At 64.3% G+C, this 15,596-nt stretch carries 13 protein-coding genes; 8 read left to right on the forward strand and 5 right to left on the reverse strand.

Annotation, left to right across the window (positions count from 1 at the left end):
* Positions 1-57: 57 nt before the first annotated feature.
* Positions 58-1,494: a glutamine synthetase family protein gene (locus AC5ZG1_RS15900; RefSeq protein WP_496133434.1), complete on the reverse strand. Its 1,437-nt coding sequence runs from the start codon at positions 1,492-1,494 to the stop codon at positions 58-60.
* Between the two features lie 115 nt (positions 1,495-1,609).
* Positions 1,610-2,968 (reverse strand): aromatic ring-hydroxylating dioxygenase subunit alpha, encoded by a 1,359-nt coding sequence (locus AC5ZG1_RS15905; RefSeq protein WP_496133435.1) that lies wholly within the window; start codon positions 2,966-2,968, stop codon positions 1,610-1,612.
* A 119-nt stretch (positions 2,969-3,087) separates the two neighbouring features.
* Between AC5ZG1_RS15905 and AC5ZG1_RS15910 the strand changes: the two genes are divergently transcribed.
* Complete coding sequence (locus AC5ZG1_RS15910; protein ID WP_456640670.1) at positions 3,088-3,873, forward strand: IclR family transcriptional regulator domain-containing protein; 786 nt, start codon at positions 3,088-3,090, stop codon at positions 3,871-3,873.
* A 189-nt stretch (positions 3,874-4,062) separates the two neighbouring features.
* Here AC5ZG1_RS15910 and AC5ZG1_RS15915 read toward each other — a convergent pair whose 3' ends face one another.
* On the reverse strand, positions 4,063-4,971 hold the full coding sequence (locus tag AC5ZG1_RS15915; protein ID WP_456640671.1) for a helix-turn-helix transcriptional regulator: 909 nt from the start codon (positions 4,969-4,971) through the stop codon (positions 4,063-4,065).
* Positions 4,972-5,109: 138 nt separating this feature from the next.
* Between AC5ZG1_RS15915 and AC5ZG1_RS15920 the strand changes: the two genes are divergently transcribed.
* The 5 genes from AC5ZG1_RS15920 (at position 5,110) to AC5ZG1_RS15940 (ending at position 11,249) form a co-directional block, all read left to right on the forward strand.
* The gene (locus AC5ZG1_RS15920) at positions 5,110-6,642 is read left to right on the forward strand and encodes a benzoate-CoA ligase family protein (protein WP_496133436.1); all 1,533 of its coding nucleotides are present in this window, start codon (positions 5,110-5,112) and stop codon (positions 6,640-6,642) included.
* Between the two features lie 113 nt (positions 6,643-6,755).
* Positions 6,756-7,562, forward strand: a complete 807-nt coding sequence (locus tag AC5ZG1_RS15925; protein WP_496133437.1) for an alpha/beta fold hydrolase — start codon at positions 6,756-6,758, stop codon at positions 7,560-7,562.
* A 121-nt stretch (positions 7,563-7,683) separates the two neighbouring features.
* Complete coding sequence (gene boxC, locus AC5ZG1_RS15930; RefSeq protein ID WP_496133438.1) at positions 7,684-9,372, forward strand: 2,3-epoxybenzoyl-CoA dihydrolase; 1,689 nt, start codon at positions 7,684-7,686, stop codon at positions 9,370-9,372.
* 127 nt (positions 9,373-9,499) lie between these two features.
* Positions 9,500-10,951, forward strand: a complete 1,452-nt coding sequence (gene boxB, locus AC5ZG1_RS15935) for a benzoyl-CoA 2,3-epoxidase subunit BoxB (RefSeq protein WP_496133439.1) — start codon at positions 9,500-9,502, stop codon at positions 10,949-10,951.
* 25 nt (positions 10,952-10,976) lie between these two features.
* A complete protein-coding gene (locus AC5ZG1_RS15940; protein ID WP_456640676.1) occupies positions 10,977-11,249 on the forward strand; it encodes a hypothetical protein in 273 nt (90 codons plus the stop codon).
* A 31-nt stretch (positions 11,250-11,280) separates the two neighbouring features.
* Here AC5ZG1_RS15940 and AC5ZG1_RS15945 read toward each other — a convergent pair whose 3' ends face one another.
* The gene (locus AC5ZG1_RS15945; protein WP_130229146.1) at positions 11,281-12,090 is read right to left on the reverse strand and encodes an SDR family oxidoreductase; all 810 of its coding nucleotides are present in this window, start codon (positions 12,088-12,090) and stop codon (positions 11,281-11,283) included.
* Between the two features lie 315 nt (positions 12,091-12,405).
* The gene (locus tag AC5ZG1_RS15950; RefSeq protein WP_496133440.1) at positions 12,406-13,467 is read right to left on the reverse strand and encodes a polysaccharide deacetylase family protein; all 1,062 of its coding nucleotides are present in this window, start codon (positions 13,465-13,467) and stop codon (positions 12,406-12,408) included.
* A gap of 168 nt (positions 13,468-13,635) precedes the next feature.
* Here AC5ZG1_RS15950 and AC5ZG1_RS15955 point away from each other — a divergent pair, with 168 nt between their 5' ends.
* Entirely contained in the window at positions 13,636-15,030 is a 1,395-nt protein-coding gene (locus AC5ZG1_RS15955; protein WP_496133441.1) for an OmpA family protein, read from the forward strand.
* On the forward strand, positions 15,030-15,326 hold the full coding sequence (locus AC5ZG1_RS15960; RefSeq protein WP_028163446.1) for a hypothetical protein: 297 nt from the start codon (positions 15,030-15,032) through the stop codon (positions 15,324-15,326). The genes AC5ZG1_RS15955 and AC5ZG1_RS15960 overlap by 1 nt, the downstream gene beginning before the upstream one ends.
* Positions 15,327-15,596: the final 270 nt, after the last annotated feature.

Genomic DNA, 15,596 nt, shown 5'->3' on the forward strand with positions numbered 1-15,596 from the left:
AGGAATATCGCCGTCATTTGGTGAGGTCTACTGTCCTTGTTCGCGGCGTCCGTCCCCTCAGAACATCTCGAAATATTCGCGATGCTCCCAGTCGGAGACTTCGGCCTGGAAGCGCTCGATCTCGGCGTTCTTGATGTGCACGTAGTAATCGACGAACTCCGCGCCCAGCGCCTCACGGAAGAACGGATCGTCGCTCAGTGCGAACACCGCCTCACGCAGGCTCTTTGGCAATAGCGCCGCCTTGGTTTCGTACGGAGTGTCGGCCGATGGCCCCGGATCGAGCTTGCGGTCGATGCCGTCCAGCCCCGACAGGATCTGCGAGGCCATGTAGAGATAGGGATTGGCGGCCGGCTCCCCGATCCGGTTCTCCAGCCGCGTCGCGGGATCGCCCGCGCCGCCGAGCACGCGGATCATGACGCCGCGATTGTCGCGACCCCAGATCGCGCGATCCGGCGCCAATGAGTAGGAGCGGTAGCGCTTGTAGCCGTTGATGGTCGGCGTCGTGAACACGGTGGAGGCGCGGGCATGCTCCAACAGCCCGGCGAGATAGCAGGACCCGAACGGGCTCAAGGCCTGGTCGGGCTCCCTCGCCATGAGTGCATTCTCGCCGCTTGTGCGCGACACCAGCGACTGATGCAGGTGCCAGCCCGACGCAAACACGTTCGGCAGCTTCGGGCGGCACATGAAGGTCGCGTGATAGCCATGCCGCCGCGCGATCTGTTTCACGGCGGCGCGGAACAGCACCATGGTGTCGGCGGGCTCGATGCCTGCGGTCGGCTGGAACGTGAACTCGCACTGGCTCGGGCCGAACTCGACCTCGACCGAGCGCAGCGGCAGGCCGAGCGCAAGGACGTCGCGGCGGATGATCTCCAGCGCCGGCTCCATCTGGTCGTAGCGCTGCTCGGTCAAATACTGATAGCCGTGCGAGAGCAGGCTCACCGAGGGCGGCCGGCCCGGCTGACCGGAATCCTCCGGCGCCATATGCGCGTCGTCGAGCTTGAAGAGGTGGAATTCGACCTCGAGGCCGGCAACGAAGTCATAGCCGCGCGCGCCGAGCTGCTCGAGCACCCTGCGATAGAGATTGCGCGTCGCGAACGGCACCGGCCGGCCGTCATTGAAATAGATGTCGCAGAGCAGCCAGCCCGTCGTGGGCGCCCATGGCAGTATCCGGAACGTAGTGGGGTCGGCCACCATCAACACGTCGGCGGCGCCTTCCATCTCCTTCATGCCGAAGCCGCCGCCGGCGGTGAATACGGGAAACACCGTCTTGTGCGAAGTGTCCTTCGCCAGCATGGTCGTGGTGATGGAGCAGCCGCTTTCCAGCGCGCGCACTGCTTCGCTCGCGATCAGCGTCTTGCCGCGCAGGATGCCGTGCTGGTCCGGAAACGACAGCCTGACAACTTCGAGGTTCTTCTCTTCGACGATGCGGCGGACGCGCGCCGCCGCCGCCTTTTGCTCATCCGACCACAGGCCGTGACGCTGGACAAAGCTCAACGCGCTGTTCCTTTGCATTGATCGTCATTGCGAGCGCAGCGAAGCAATCCATTGCCTCCGCGCGTGTGGATGGATGGATTGCTTCGCTTCGCTCGCAATGACGGGGAAAGCAGCATCACTCGGCCGCCGAGAGATGCCGCACCTTGCCGGCGATCTCGCTCGGCACCGGCGCGGCCCACGGCGCGCCGCGGCGCCGCTTGACGTCGACTTCCATCCAGTAAAGCTCCCAACCCTGGGTCGGCCCGATGCCGTCCATGGTCGCGGGACCCTGGATGCTGCGGGATGTCGCCTCGTCCAGGAACAGCATCGGCTTCTCGCCGCCGGACACCTTTTCGATTTCCTGCCGCAGCAGTCGGCGATACTGCACGATCGCCTTGTCGCTCTGGCCGAGATGCTCCTTGGTGCGGTCCTGGATCGGGCCCATCGATTCCACCGCCCATTGGTCGTGGACGTTGATGTCGTTGCCCATGCCGGTATAGGTCGCCGTCATCTGCTCGTGCGGATCGAAGCCGTAATCGTTCGACCTGTTCTTCCGCGAGATGTAGTCAGGCAGCTCGTAAAGTTCGAGCCGCTGGTCGCGCATCTTCTTCTTGTCGACCGGTGCCGTGTAGCTGGTGAAGACCGCGTACCAGTAGCAGTTCTCGTCATCGACAGGCACATGCCACTGCGTAATCGTCATCTCCGTGCTCATCGGAATGACGAAGCCGTGCGGGAAGAGTTGGTTGGTCACCCGCACATGGGTACGCGCTTCGTCCAGTTCGCGCAGCGCGATCAGCCGCAGCCCATATTCGGTGTGCTCGACATTGATGATGGGCCGGTCATATTCGCGCAGGATCCTGGTCATCGGCATCTCGGATCCCGCGGACGCGCCGCGGAACTGCTTGCCGTATGCGGTCGAGGTGTCCTCGTCCTCGAAGAAGCGGTGCAGGTAGGAGGCGTGCGAGGGATCGATGCCGACTTCGAGCGCCTGCAGCCAGTTGCAGTTCATGTGACCCTTGAAGGCGAAGGTGTGGCTGCCGGGCGCCACGAAGCAGTCGATCTCCGGAAAGGCGGGCGGGGTGCCTTCGCCGAGCCAGGCCCAGAGGATGCCGCTCTTCTCGACCACGGGATAGGAGCGCTGCCGGATGCCTTTGCAGAGCTGCGAGTTCTTCGGCTCGGCCGGCGTCTCCAGGCATTGACCGGTGACGTCGAACAGCCAGCCGTGGAAGGCGCAGCGCAGCCCGCCATGTTCGAGCCGCCCGAAGGCGAGATCGGCGCCGCGATGCGCGCAGTGGCGGTCGATCAGGCCGTAGCGGCCGTTCTCGTCGCGAAACAGTACGAGGTTCTCGCCAAGCAGCCTGACCGGACGCACCGGCCGCGGCCCCTCGAGTTCGTCCACCAGCGCCGCCGGCTGCCAGTACATCCGCATCAATTTCCCGCACGGATCCTTCGGCCCGGTGCGGGTGATCAGGTCGTTCTGCTCCTGGCTCATCATGGCGGCGTTCCTTCCCGGGTATCTGGATTTGTTCGCCTATTGAACGAATGGGCGAATTATGCCATGGCTCAATACGGCGGCAAGCCCAATTTTTGATCCGCGCCGCCAGGGGCGGGCCTATGCCGAAGCTGAAGCGTGAAGATCGCGAGGAGCGCGCCACCGATTTCGTCGAAAGCCTCGACCGTGGGCTGCGGCTGCTCCAGATCTTCGGCACCATCACCGGCCCTGCGACGCTGAGCGATCTGGCGCGTGCCGCCGACCTGCCGCGCGCCACCGCGCGGCGCATCCTGTTCACACTGGAGCGCGGCGGGTTCGTCGCAACCGATGGCAAGCTGTTCACGCTCACGGCGCATGTGCTGACGCTCGCAGGATCGTACCTGCGCTCGAACCAGGTGATCGCGGTGCTGCAGCCGGTGCTCGATCGTATCGCGAGCGCGGCGCAGGAGATCAGTTCGCTGGCCTTGCTCGATGGCGACGAGGTGGTGTTCGTCGCGCGCGGCAGCCCGGCGCGGATGTTCTCCAGCGGTCTCGATATCGGCTATCGCCTGCCGGCCTTCTGCACCTCGGTCGGCCGCGCCATGCTCGGCCGGCTCCGCGATGAAGAACTGGCAATGCGGTTGAAGGCGATGCGCCGCGAGGCGCTGACGCCGCAGACGGTGACCGACCCGAAGCGGCTGCTCGCCGCCATCATCGCCGATCGGCAAAAGGGCTATTCACTGGTCGACCGCGAAGCCGAGCCGCATTTCCGCTCGATTTCGGTGCCGGTGCGCCGCTACGACGACACTATTGTTGCCGCCATCAACATGGGCGCCCATGTCGACCGCGTGCCGACGGAAGAGTTGATCGAACGCTTCCTGCCGCTGCTGCGCGAGGGAGCGGAGGATGTGAAAGGCAGGTTGCTCTGAAGCGTGTAGCCCGGGTTGCGCTTCGCTCTTTCCATTCTACGACTGTCGTCCCCGCGAAGGCGGGGACCCATAACCACAGGGAGAGGTTGTGGCGCGAGCAAGCAGTTGCAGCGGAGCATACAACAAAGGCCTGTGGTTATGGGTCCCGGGTCAAGCCCGGGACGACGGGGAGTTGCGTGGTTGGCGTAACTACATCGCCACGCTGCGCAATCCAAAACTGCGCGCCTTGTTCTGTAGCACCGGCGTCACTGCTTCGATCAGCCGCGCGGCTGCGGCATCGACGGAAAGGCCGGCCGTATCGACCACGGCCGTTGCACGGGAATAAAGCGGCTCGCGGCTGAGCAGGATATTGCGCAGCTCGGCCATCGCCGAGCGATCGTCGGCCATCGGCCGCAGATCACCTTGCCGGCGCACTCGCGCCATGTGTTCCTCCGGCTCGGCCTTCAGCCAGATCGTGTAGAACGACGACAGGATCAGGTCGAAGGTCAACGGCTCGGAGACGATGCCGCCGCCGGTGGCGAGCACCATCAGTTCGTTCCGCGCGAGCAATTGCTTCAGCGCGGCCTGCTCCATGCGCCGGAAACCTTCCTGGCCGTAAAGCGCGATGATCTCGGCGACGGAGAGGCCGTTCTCGCGCTCGACCTCCTTGTTGAGCTCGACAAAGCTCCAGCCGATTCGTTTCGCCAGCATCCTGCCGAGCGTGGACTTGCCGGCGCCGCGCAGCCCGATCAGCGCGATGCCAGAGAATGAGGACCGCCGCGGCGTGGATGCGCTGCCGCCGGCGAGGATGTCCTTGGCATGCGCGATCTGCTCCGGCGTTGCCTTGCGCAGGAGGTCGCGGATCACGGCCCAGTCCGGCGCCGGCTCAGCGGAAGGGATCAGGTCTTGCAGATGCGCGCCCATCGCGTGCGACACCCGGCGCAGCAGCACGATCGAGACATTGCCCTTGCCGCTTTCGAGCTGCGCGATATAGCGCTCCGAAATTCCCGAAACCTTGGCGAGCACTTTCCGCGACATGCCGCGCAGCGCGCGCATCGTGCGCACGCGCCGGCCGAGCTGTTCTAGGAAATCGGTTTCAGGATCGCCTTGGTCTGTCATGTCCCCCCGCAAAGGAGTCGCAGGAAGGATAGTGCCGACGAGGATTGACAGCAAGCCGCTCCAGTGGCTTTCTATGAATTATAATTCTTAAAATCTGGGGAGAGACGTCGTGGCGCGCGTAGGCGTACGGAGCAGGGCATGAGCGGCACCTCCTACAACGCGGTGACTTGGCTGTTGGACCGCAATGTCGACGAGGGCCGCGGCGACAAGCTCGTCTTCGACGACACCGTCTCGCAACTCACCTATGGCGAGCTGCAGCGACAGACGCGTCGCCTTGCCAACCTGCTGCGCCGTCTCGGCGTCCACCGCGAGGAGCGGGTGGCGATGATCATGCTCGACACGGTCGATTTTCCGATCGTGTTCTTGGGCGCGATCCGCGCCGGTGTGGTGCCGGTGCCGCTGAATACGCTGCTCACCGCGGATCAATATGCCTATGTGCTCGCCGACTGCCGCGCGCGGGTGCTGTTCATCTCCGAAGCGCTGCTGCCGATGGTGAAGGACATCGTCGGGCGGATGCCTGACCTCGAGCATGTCGTGGTCTCCGGCAAGGATGCGCACGGCCACAAGACGTTTTCCGACGAGCTGGCGCGCGAGGGCGATGACTTCAGAACCGCCGCGACCCATCCGGACGAGCCGGCGTTCTGGCTCTATTCGTCAGGATCGACCGGCATGCCCAAGGGCGTGCGCCACCTGCATTCCAATCTCGCCGCGACGGCCGAGACCTACGCCAGGCAGGTGCTCGGCATCCAGGAGAACGACGTCGGGCTCTCGGCGGCAAAGCTGTTCTTTGCTTACGGCCTCGGCAACGCGCTCACCTTCCCGATGTCGGTCGGCGCCACCACCATCCTCAACTCGGAGCGGCCGACGCCTGCGGTGATGTTCGCGCTCATGAACAAATATCACCCGACCATCTTCTACGGCGTGCCGACGCTGTTCGCGTCGATGCTGCACGATGAAGCGTCGAAGACGATGCCCGCGGGCAAGCGGCTGCGCATCTGCACCTCCGCCGGCGAGGCGCTGCCGGAATCCGTTGGCAATGCCTGGAAGGCGCGTTTCGGCGTCGATATCCTTGACGGCGTCGGCTCGACCGAGCTCTTGCACATCTTCCTGTCGAATGCGCCGGGCGACATCAAGTATGGCTCATCCGGCCGTCCCGTCCCCGGCTACAAGGTGCGCCTCGTCAACGAGTCAGGCGCCGATGTGCCGGATGGTGAAGTCGGCGAACTCCTGATCGATGCGCCTTCCGCCGGCGAGGGCTACTGGAACCAGCGCAGCAAGAGCCGGCAGACCTTCGAGGGTCACTGGACCCGCACCGGCGACAAATACATCCGCGATGCCGAGGGCCGCTACACCTTCTGCGGCCGCAGCGACGACATGTTCAAGGTCTCCGGCATCTGGGTCTCGCCCTTCGAGGTGGAGAGCGCGCTGATCACCCATCCTGCCGTGCTGGAAGCCGCCGTCGTGCCGGAAGCCGATCCGGAAGGATTGCTCAAGCCGAAGGCCTTTGTGGTGCTGCGCGCGGACGCGAACACCGATGGCCTGCACGAGACGCTGAAGGAGTACGTCAAGCAGAAGATCGGCCCGTGGAAATATCCGCGCTGGATCGAGGTGGTTGAGAGCTTGCCCAAGACCGCGACAGGCAAGATCCAGCGCTTCAAGCTGCGGCATTGAGTAGCTAGCCGTCATGGCCGGGCCTGACCCGGCCATCCACGTCTTGACGATTGGCACGAAGGACGTGGATGCCCGGGACAAGCCCGGGCATGACGAAGAGAAGAAGTAGTGGCATGACGCTCGCACCCAACGGCTTCCTCACCATCAACGGCTCCGATCTCGAATACCGCATGATCGGTCCGGCTCCTGACGCAGCACCAACCATCGTGATGCTGCATGAAGGCCTGGGCTCGGTCGGACTGTGGGGTGACTTTCCGGAGAAGCTGCAGGCAGCGACCGGCGCCGGCGTGTTCGCCTATTCGCGCGCCGGCTATGGCGCCTCGAGCCCTGTGAAGCTTCCGCGGCCGCTCGACTATATGCACGCCGAGGCGCAGGAGGTGCTGCCCAAGCTGTTGGATGCCATTGGCTTCCGCCGCGGGCTTCTGGTCGGGCATTCCGACGGTGCGTCGATCGCGGCGATCTACGCCGGCTCGCACCAGGACCATCGCCTGCAGGGCATCGCATTGATCGCGCCGCATTTCATCGTCGAGGACATCTCGGTGAAGTCGATCGCGGAGATCAAGACGATGTACGAGAGTACGAACTTGAAGGAGAAGCTGGCGCGCTGGCACAAGGATGTCGACAACGCCTTCTACGGCTGGAGCGGCGCCTGGCTCGATTCGAAATTCCGGGACTGGGATATTTCCGAATACCTCGCCTATGTCCGCGTACCCATCGCGATCCTGCAGGGCGGGGCCGACCAGTACGGGACGCTGCGCCAGGCCGAGATCGCCAAGGAAGAGTGCTACTGCCCGGTCGATGTTACGGTCATTCCGGGCGCGGGACATTCGCCGCACCGCGAGGCGCCGGAGGCAACGCTCAACGCAATCGCGGATTTCGCCGAGGCGGCGTTGCGGACCGACCAGCCGCAAGCGGCCTAGGCCATTGGCCGAGTGCCGGAACATGAAGCAAAGTGCATGTTCTCGCGTTTTTGACTAGACCAATTCCAAAACATGCATTATTGTGCATATCCAGATAACCAATAACGCACAAGGGTGGCTCATGGCCGGTGAGGATCGCGTGCTCGCGAACGGCGCGAAATACATCGATTTTCAGACCGACCCGTCCCGGTACCGGCATTGGAAGCTTGATGTCGACGGCGAGGTCGCAACCCTGACCATGGACGTCGACGAGAATGCCGGCCTGTTCGAAGGCTGCCAGCTCAAGCTCAATTCCTACGACCTCGGCGTTGACATCGAACTCGCCGACGCCGTGCAGCGGCTGCGCTTCGAGCATCCCGATGTGAAGGTCGTGGTGATGCGCTCGGGCAAGAACCGCGTGTTCTGCGCCGGCGCCAACATCCGCATGCTCGCGGGCTCGACGCACGCGCACAAGGTCAATTTCTGCAAATTCACCAACGAGACCCGCAACGGGATCGAGGATTCCTCGGAGAATTCCGGCCAGCGCTTCATCACCGTCGTCAACGGCACCGCGGCCGGCGGCGGCTATGAGCTTGCGCTGGCGACCGACCACATCATCCTCGCCGACGACGGCGCGGCCGCCGTGGCGCTGCCGGAAGTGCCGCTGCTCGCGGTGCTGCCGGGCACCGGCGGGCTGACGCGTGTCGTCGACAAGCGCAAGGTGCGCCGCGACCATGCCGACTTCTTCTGCACCATCGAGGAAGGCATCAAGGGCAAGCGCGCCGTGCAGTGGCGCCTCGTCGACGAGATCGCGCCGAACAGCAAGCTGGAAGGCAAGCTCGCCGACCGCGTCAAGGAATTCGCCGCCAAGTCGACGCGCAACGGCAGCGGCAAGGGGATTACGCTCTCGCCTCTCAACCGCGTGATCGACGAGAACAGCATCCGCTATGGCTTCGTCAGCGTCGATATCGACCGCGCCGCACGCATCGCCACGATCTCGATCCAGGCGCCGGAGGCCGCGCCGCCGTCCGATATCGACGGTCTGATCGCGCAAGGAGCGGCGTTCTGGCCGCTGCAGGTCGCGCGCGAGCTCGATGACGCGATCCTGCATCTGCGCATCAATGAGCTCGGGATCGCGATGCTGGTGTTCAAGAGCCACGGCGATCCCGCTCATGTCGTCGCTTACGACGATTTCCTGGAAGCCAATAAGTCCCATTGGCTGGTCAACGAGATCAGGCACATTTGGAAGCGCGTGCTGAAGCGCATCGACGTCACCTCGCGCACGCTGGTGACGCTGGTCGAGCCCGGCTCCTGCTTCGTCGGCACGCTCGCCGAACTCGTGTTCGCCGCCGATCGCTCCTACATGCTGATCGGCTCGCGCGAGGGCGACAACCGTCCGCCGCCCGCGATCCAGCTCACCGCGATGAATTTTGGCCCCTATCCGATGAGCCACGGACTCACCCGTCTGCAATCGCGCTTCCAGGCCGACCCATCCGATCTTGAGCGGGCGCGTGGCGCGATCGGCAAGGCGCTCGATGCGGAAGAGGCCGAAGGGCTCGGCCTCGTCACCTTCGCGCTCGACGACATCGACTGGGACGACGAGGTGCGCGTGTTCCTGGAGGAGCGCACCAGCTTCTCCCCCGACGGCCTCACCGGCATGGAAGCCAACCTGCGCTTCGTCGGCCCCGAGACCATGGAATCGAAAATCTTTGCGCGCTTGACCGCGTGGCAGAACTGGATCTTCCAGCGCCCCAACGCGGTCGGCGAGGAGGGCGCGCTGCGCCGCTACGGCACCGGCCAGAAGGCGCAGTTCGATATGACGAGGGTTTAAAGATTTGCCGCGTCATGGCCGGGCTTGTCCCGGCCATCCACGTCTTCCTTCGTCGAGGGAGGGTAGGGCGTGGATGCCCGGGACAAGCCCGGGCATGACGGAAAGAATATGCCCCAAGGAGGCTGCCATGAACGTCAACATCATGAACGTCGACTACTCGACCAAGATTCCGAACAACGTGAACCTGTCGGCGGATCGCCAGGTCCTGAAGGCGCTGGAGGGCTGGCATCCCGGCTACATGGACTGGTGGAGCGACATGGGGCCGGAAGGCTTCCAGCAATCGCTGGTCTATCTGCGCACCGCCTATTCGTTCGATCCGCGTGGCTGGGCCAAGTTCGACTACGTCAAGATGCCCGAATATCGCTGGGGCATCCTGCTGGCGCCGCAGGAAGAGAACCGCGTGGTGCCGTTCGGCGCCCATTATGGCGAGCCGGCCTGGCAGGAAGTGCCAGGCGAGCACCGCGCCATGCTGCGCCGGCTGATCGTGATCCAGGGCGACACCGAGCCGGCCTCCGTCGAGCAGCAGCGCCATCTCGGCAAGACCGCGCCCTCGCTCTACGACATGCGCAACCTGTTCCAGGTCAATGTCGAGGAGGGCCGCCATCTCTGGGCGATGGTCTATCTGCTCCAGAAATATTTCGGCCGCGACGGCCGCGAGGAGGCGGATGATTTGTTGCGCCGCCGCTCGGGCGATGCCGATGCGCCGCGCATGCTGGGCGCTTTCAACGAGGCGACGCCGGATTGGCTCTCCTTCTTCATGTTCACCTATTTCACCGACCGCGACGGCAAGATGCAGTTGCACTCGCTGGCGCAATCCGGCTTCGACCCCCTGTCGCGCACCTGCCGCTTCATGCTGACGGAAGAGGCGCACCACATGTTCGTCGGCGAGACCGGCATCAGCCGCGTCGTGCAGCGGACCTGCGAGGCGATGCGGGAGGCCGGCATCGAGGACCCGACCGATATCGCGAAGGTGCGGGCGCTCGGGGTGATCGACCTGCCGACCATCCAGAAGAAATTGAACCTGCACTATTCATTGTCGCTCGATTTGTTCGGCTCCGAAGTCTCGACCAACGCTGCCAACGCCTTCAACGCCGGTATCAAGGGCCGTTACAAGGAGACGACGATCGAGGACGATCACCAGCTCCAGAACTCGACCTATCCGGTGCTGAAGCTGATCGACGGCGAGCTCAAGCTGGTCGACGAACCGGCGCTGACCGCGCTCAACATGCGCCTGCGCGACGACTACACCCAGGACTGCGTCAAGGGCATGCTGCGCTGGAACAAGGTGATCTCGACATCAGGCTACGACTTCAAGCTCGCGGTGCCGCACGTCGCCTTCCACCGCGCCATCGGCGAGTTCAAGGATGTCGAGGCGACGCCCGAGGGCATCCTGATCGACGATGCCACCTGGAACAAACGCAAGAACGAATGGTTGCCGACCATCGAAGATGGCGAGTTCGTGGCTTCGCTGATGAAGCCCGTCACCGAGATCGGGAAATTCGCCTCCTGGATCTCACCACCAAAGGTAGGTATCGACAACAAGCCCGGCGATTTCGAGTATGTGAAGATCGAGTCATAAACCGGGCATTCGGGGAGAAGACGGCATGGACCCCGACCATGACCTTGAAGGGATGGACCGCGACCAACTGGTCGCGGAGGTGAAACGCTTGCGGGCAGGTATCCGCGCGCACCGGGACAGCACCGGTCACGATTTGTGCTGGCATCATCCCGACATGTGGGGGCTGCTTCCCGAGCGGGTTGCGCCGGAGGTCGCCGTCCCGCCATGGCCGAAATTCTTGCGAGGCTGCCTCCGATACCGGGAGGCGCTCGATCGCGAACTGCCCAACGCGCCGCGCGCCGACCACGAATACGAGTGACGCTGCCGCGAGCTCGAACGCGATCTTAGCCTCAGCTATCCCACCCGCTGCCCGTGATTCCGGCATTCGCATAGACGATGCCGCCGTCCACGGTGATGGTGGCGCCGACCACATAGTCGCCGGCGCGGGAGGCGAGATAGATCGCAGCACCCGCCATGTCCTCGTCGGTGCCGATCCGGCCAGACGGCACCTTCGTCGCGACCTCATCGGCATTGTCGCGCGCCGCGCGGTTCAAGTCCGATTTGAAAGGTCCCGGCGCGATCGCCGTGACCACGACGTGGTCCTTGATCAGCTTCACCGCCATCCGCCGCGTCAGGTGGATCAAGCCGGCCTTGCTTGCGGCATAGGAATAGGTCTCCAGCGGGTTGACGAAGATGCCGTCGATCGAGGCGATGTTGATCACCTTCGCTGGGCGCTCGGCGCTTGCGGCCGCGCGCAGCGGTGCGGCCAGCGCCTTGGTCAGGAAGAACGGCGCCTTGACGTTGAGGGTCATCACCTTGTCCCAGCCGCTTTCCGGAAACTCGTCGAAGTCCGCGCCCCATGCCGCGCCGGCATTGTTGACGAGGATGTCGAGCCTCGGCTCGCGCTTCTTGATCTCCGCAGCCAGCATCTCGATGCCGGCGAGACTGGAGATGTCGATCGGCAGTGCGATGCACTCGCCGCCATATTCGGCCGAAAGCTCCTTTGCCGTCTCTTCGCACGGCCCGGCTTTCCGCGCGGTGATGTAGACCTTGGCCGCGCCTTGCGCGAGGAAGCCCGCGGCGATCATCCTGCCGATGCCGCGCGAGCCGCCCGTCACCAGCGCAATGCGGCCCTTGAGTGAAAACAGATCCTTGAACATGCGTTCCTCCAAACTGCGTTGCCGAAAGTTGTGAGAGGAGCATCGAGACGAGTCAAGGAAGTACCCGCAACGCGGAGCAGCTCGCGTGCTTTGTTCGCTCGCCAATCATCACAACTTCAAGGCTGCAAGTTGATGCGCCCTCGCCCCTTGTGGGAGAGGGCGGCTCCGGCGCTACGGCAAATTCGCTTGGGTGAGGGGTTCTCTCCACGAACACCTGCGCCCGTGGAGACAACCCCTCATCCGGCGTGGACTGCGTCCACGCCACCTTCTCCCACAAGGGGAGAAGGGAAGGGCGCCGTAGCGAGGGTAGAAAAGCTACGCCGCGTCGATGCGGCGGAAGCCGTTCCAGACGGCGGTGGCGGCGCCGGAGGTGAGGACGGGGATGATGCGCGCGTCCTGGTAGTTGCCGTTCAGCGAGACGCGCTGCAGGGCGGTCAGGTAGTCGGCGCTTTCCGGGAAGATCATGCCCGGCCGCGTCGTCACGGCGGTCTTGAAGCCCGCGGCGCTGGCGAGCGCGAATTCGCGTTGGCCGGCCGCGATCTTGTCGCCATAGGGATAGGCGAAATGCAGCACCGGCCGCGCCAGCGCCGCTTCGATCCGCTCCCGGCTGGCGGTCATCTCGAACGCCGCCACGTCCTCGGACTGCCGGGCGAGATTGCAGTGGGTGATGGTGTGTGCGCCGATTGTCACCAGCGGATCGTTGGCGAACTCCTTCAGTTCGTTCCAGGACATGCAGAACTTGCGCGCGATCGTCGTCTCGTCGACATCATGGCGTGCGCACAGCGCCGAAACCTCGCGCTGGACATCCTGCTCGCCCGGCAAGCTCCGCAACCAGTCGTGCAACTGCTCGAAGGCGGTGTGTTTCGCCTCCGGCGTCGAAGTATCGATCGGCGTCATCGCTCCGCCGACCGGCGCCTCGATCGCGGCTGCCTTGGCGACCACCTGCTCCAGCGCGATCCACCACAGCCGGCCGGTCCCTTCCGCGAAATCGCTGGCAGCGTAGACAATGAACGGCGCGTCGAACTCGCGCATGACAGGCAGGGCATGGTCGCGGTTATCGCGATAGCCGTCGTCGAAGGTGAAGCAGGCAAAGCGCCGCGCGAAATCGCGCTCGGTCATCCGCCGGTGCATCTCGTCCATGGTGACGATGTCGATGTCCAGCGAGCGCAGATGCTCCAGCATCGCGCGCAGGAACTCCGGTTCAACCTCGAGATGATGGTTCGGCTGGAACTCATCGTTGCGGCGTGGCCGGACATGGTGCAGCATGAAAACCGCCCCGACGCCTGCGAAGATCGGTCGCAGCAGGAAATGGGCTCCGGAGAAATACAGCGCTTCGAGCCCGGCGCGGATAACGGTTTTTCTGAGCTGTTTTTTCATCCGCGACATCGGCCGGCCGGTTGCATTGCGGCGCGAAATTAGCGAACCACCGCTGAACAAACGGTTAGCCGGCCCGGTTATACGCGGCTCTTTGCCAGACGCGGTATTTCGGGTTTGACAGTCAGCCAAGGGTTTGTTTTCTCTCTGGTTCCGGAGCCAGGACCCCGAATGCACGAACTTTTCAAGTGGAGTCGCAAGTGGTGGCCGGGCGTGATTCCGCTGGTCATCTGTTGGGGTATCGCGGCCTGGACCACGACCGCAACCGTGGAGGCTGATCTCGCCGCGCGATCAAACGCCGCGCTCAAGGACACCATCCTTGACAAGCGCAGGATCGCGGTCGCTGGGCGGGACGTGACGTTTGCCGCCGAGGCATTCTCGGAGGAGGGCCGTCAGAGCGCGGTGGCCTCCGTCGAGGCAGTGCCCGGCGTGCGCCTCGTCAATAACGAGACGCGGCTCGTTCCCGAAGCAAAGCCATTTGTCTGGTCGGCCGAGCGCGACGTCGTCCGGGTGACGCTCACCGGCAGTGCGCCGTTACCGTCGAGCAAGGGCAAGCTGCTCGAAGCGGCCCGCAATACGCTTGGCAGCGTCGAAGTCGCCGACCAGATGTCGCTCGCGCGCGGCGCGCCGCCGCGCTTCGACAGTGCGGCGCTGCTGCTGCTCGACCAGATCGGCAAGTTGAAGGATGGCAAGATCACGTTGACCGACACCAAGGTCAACCTGTCCGGCATGGCGCGCGAGCTCGGCGGGCGCGAAGCGATCGCGGCCGCGCTACGGAATCTGCCGGAGGGCTATTCGGTCGCAGCCAATGACATCAAGGCGCCGCCCTACATCTTCCAGGCCTACAAGGATCCGGTCGCGGTGACGCTGACGCTCACCGGCAATGTGCCCGACAACAACGCTCATGCCGCGCTCGTCGCGGCCGCCGGGCGCAAGTTCTTCTCGGAGAAGGTCGTCGACAACCTCAAGGCCAGCCTGGGCGCTCCTTCCGGCTTTGCGAACGCCGTGGTGCCCGCGCTCGGCGCCTTGTCGCGGCTGTCGACCGGCACGCTCGTGGTGACCGATCGCGAAGTGAAGCTGTCGGGCGATGCGTTCTATGACGCCGCCGCCAACCAGATCCGCGCCGGGCTCGGCCGGGATTTTCCGCAAGGCTGGCAGTACAAGGCCGATATTTCGGTGAAGCCGGCGGCCTCCCCGGTGGATGCGACCGTGTGCCAGCAGCTCTTCACCGAGCTGCTGTCGAAGGCGAGGATCCGCTTTGAATCGGGCAAGGCCGATATCTCCGCGGATTCCGTGGGCCTGCTCGATCGCCTCACCGAGACCGCGCTGCGCTGTCCGAATGCCACGATCGAGATCGCCGGTCACACCGACAGCGACGGCGACGAGAGCGCCAACCAGGCGCTCTCGGAACGGCGCGCCGAGGCGGTGATGGACTATCTGGTCAAAGCGGGCCTGCCGCCAACCCGCTTCCAGGCGGTCGGCTACGGCGCTACGCAGCCGCTTGCCGGCAACGACAGCGAAGAAGGCAAGGCGCAGAACCGCCGCATCGATTTCGTGGTGAAGTGATGGCCTATCTGGCGACGTTCTTCTGGGGTTGGCTGCTCGCGGCGCTGTTGATCGGCCTTGCGATGGGCTGGATATCGGTGGTGCAGCACGGGGAAGGCGTGTCACGAAAGCTGGCGCGATGGCTGGCGCTGCTCGCGGCGATCCTGATCGCCCTTGCGCTCGGCCACATCGTTCCCGGCCGGTTCGGCTATTGGCTCGACCTGTTCCTGATCATGTTCGCGCTCTACCTCGCCGGATGCCTGGTGGGATCGTGGCTGCGTGATTGGGTGGTGTCGCGCAGCCAGCCGGCCCGATGAGGTGGTCGGGTGAGGCGGCAAGTTGCGGCCGCCAAGCGCGTTTTCGTGCTCCCGATGGCTGCTGCCGGGACGTTCGGTCGCATCGGTGCCGGGCTGGCCATGGCCCGCGCCTACGTGTCAACTCCTTGTAGGATCGGAGAGAATGCAGCAAAACTGTGCACCTGCTGTCATGAACTCCCCCTAATGTGTTGAAGATGCGCGTTTTATCGTCGCCAGACGAATTCCACTTCGACCCGAAACGCGCTACGACAGGCGGGAGGGAACAGCGGA

It is taken from the genome of Bradyrhizobium sp. Leo78 (assembly GCF_059512425.1).

Coding starts and splice junctions, on each gene's coding strand:
- AC5ZG1_RS15940 (WP_456640676.1), top strand. CDS start 10,977: ATGGACCCCGACCATGACCTTGAAGGGATGGACCGCGACCAACTGGTC.
- AC5ZG1_RS15905 (WP_496133435.1), bottom strand. CDS start 2,968: ATGATGAGCCAGGAGCAGAACGACCTGATCACCCGCACCGGGCCGAAG.
- AC5ZG1_RS15925 (WP_496133437.1), top strand. CDS start 6,756: ATGACGCTCGCACCCAACGGCTTCCTCACCATCAACGGCTCCGATCTC.
- boxC (WP_496133438.1), top strand. CDS start 7,684: ATGGCCGGTGAGGATCGCGTGCTCGCGAACGGCGCGAAATACATCGAT.
- AC5ZG1_RS15955 (WP_496133441.1), top strand. CDS start 13,636: ATGCACGAACTTTTCAAGTGGAGTCGCAAGTGGTGGCCGGGCGTGATT.
- AC5ZG1_RS15915 (WP_456640671.1), bottom strand. CDS start 4,971: ATGACAGACCAAGGCGATCCTGAAACCGATTTCCTAGAACAGCTCGGC.
- AC5ZG1_RS15960 (WP_028163446.1), top strand. CDS start 15,030: ATGGCCTATCTGGCGACGTTCTTCTGGGGTTGGCTGCTCGCGGCGCTG.
- AC5ZG1_RS15950 (WP_496133440.1), bottom strand. CDS start 13,467: ATGAAAAAACAGCTCAGAAAAACCGTTATCCGCGCCGGGCTCGAAGCG.
- AC5ZG1_RS15945 (WP_130229146.1), bottom strand. CDS start 12,090: ATGTTCAAGGATCTGTTTTCACTCAAGGGCCGCATTGCGCTGGTGACG.
- AC5ZG1_RS15920 (WP_496133436.1), top strand. CDS start 5,110: ATGAGCGGCACCTCCTACAACGCGGTGACTTGGCTGTTGGACCGCAAT.
- AC5ZG1_RS15910 (WP_456640670.1), top strand. CDS start 3,088: ATGCCGAAGCTGAAGCGTGAAGATCGCGAGGAGCGCGCCACCGATTTC.
- boxB (WP_496133439.1), top strand. CDS start 9,500: ATGAACGTCAACATCATGAACGTCGACTACTCGACCAAGATTCCGAAC.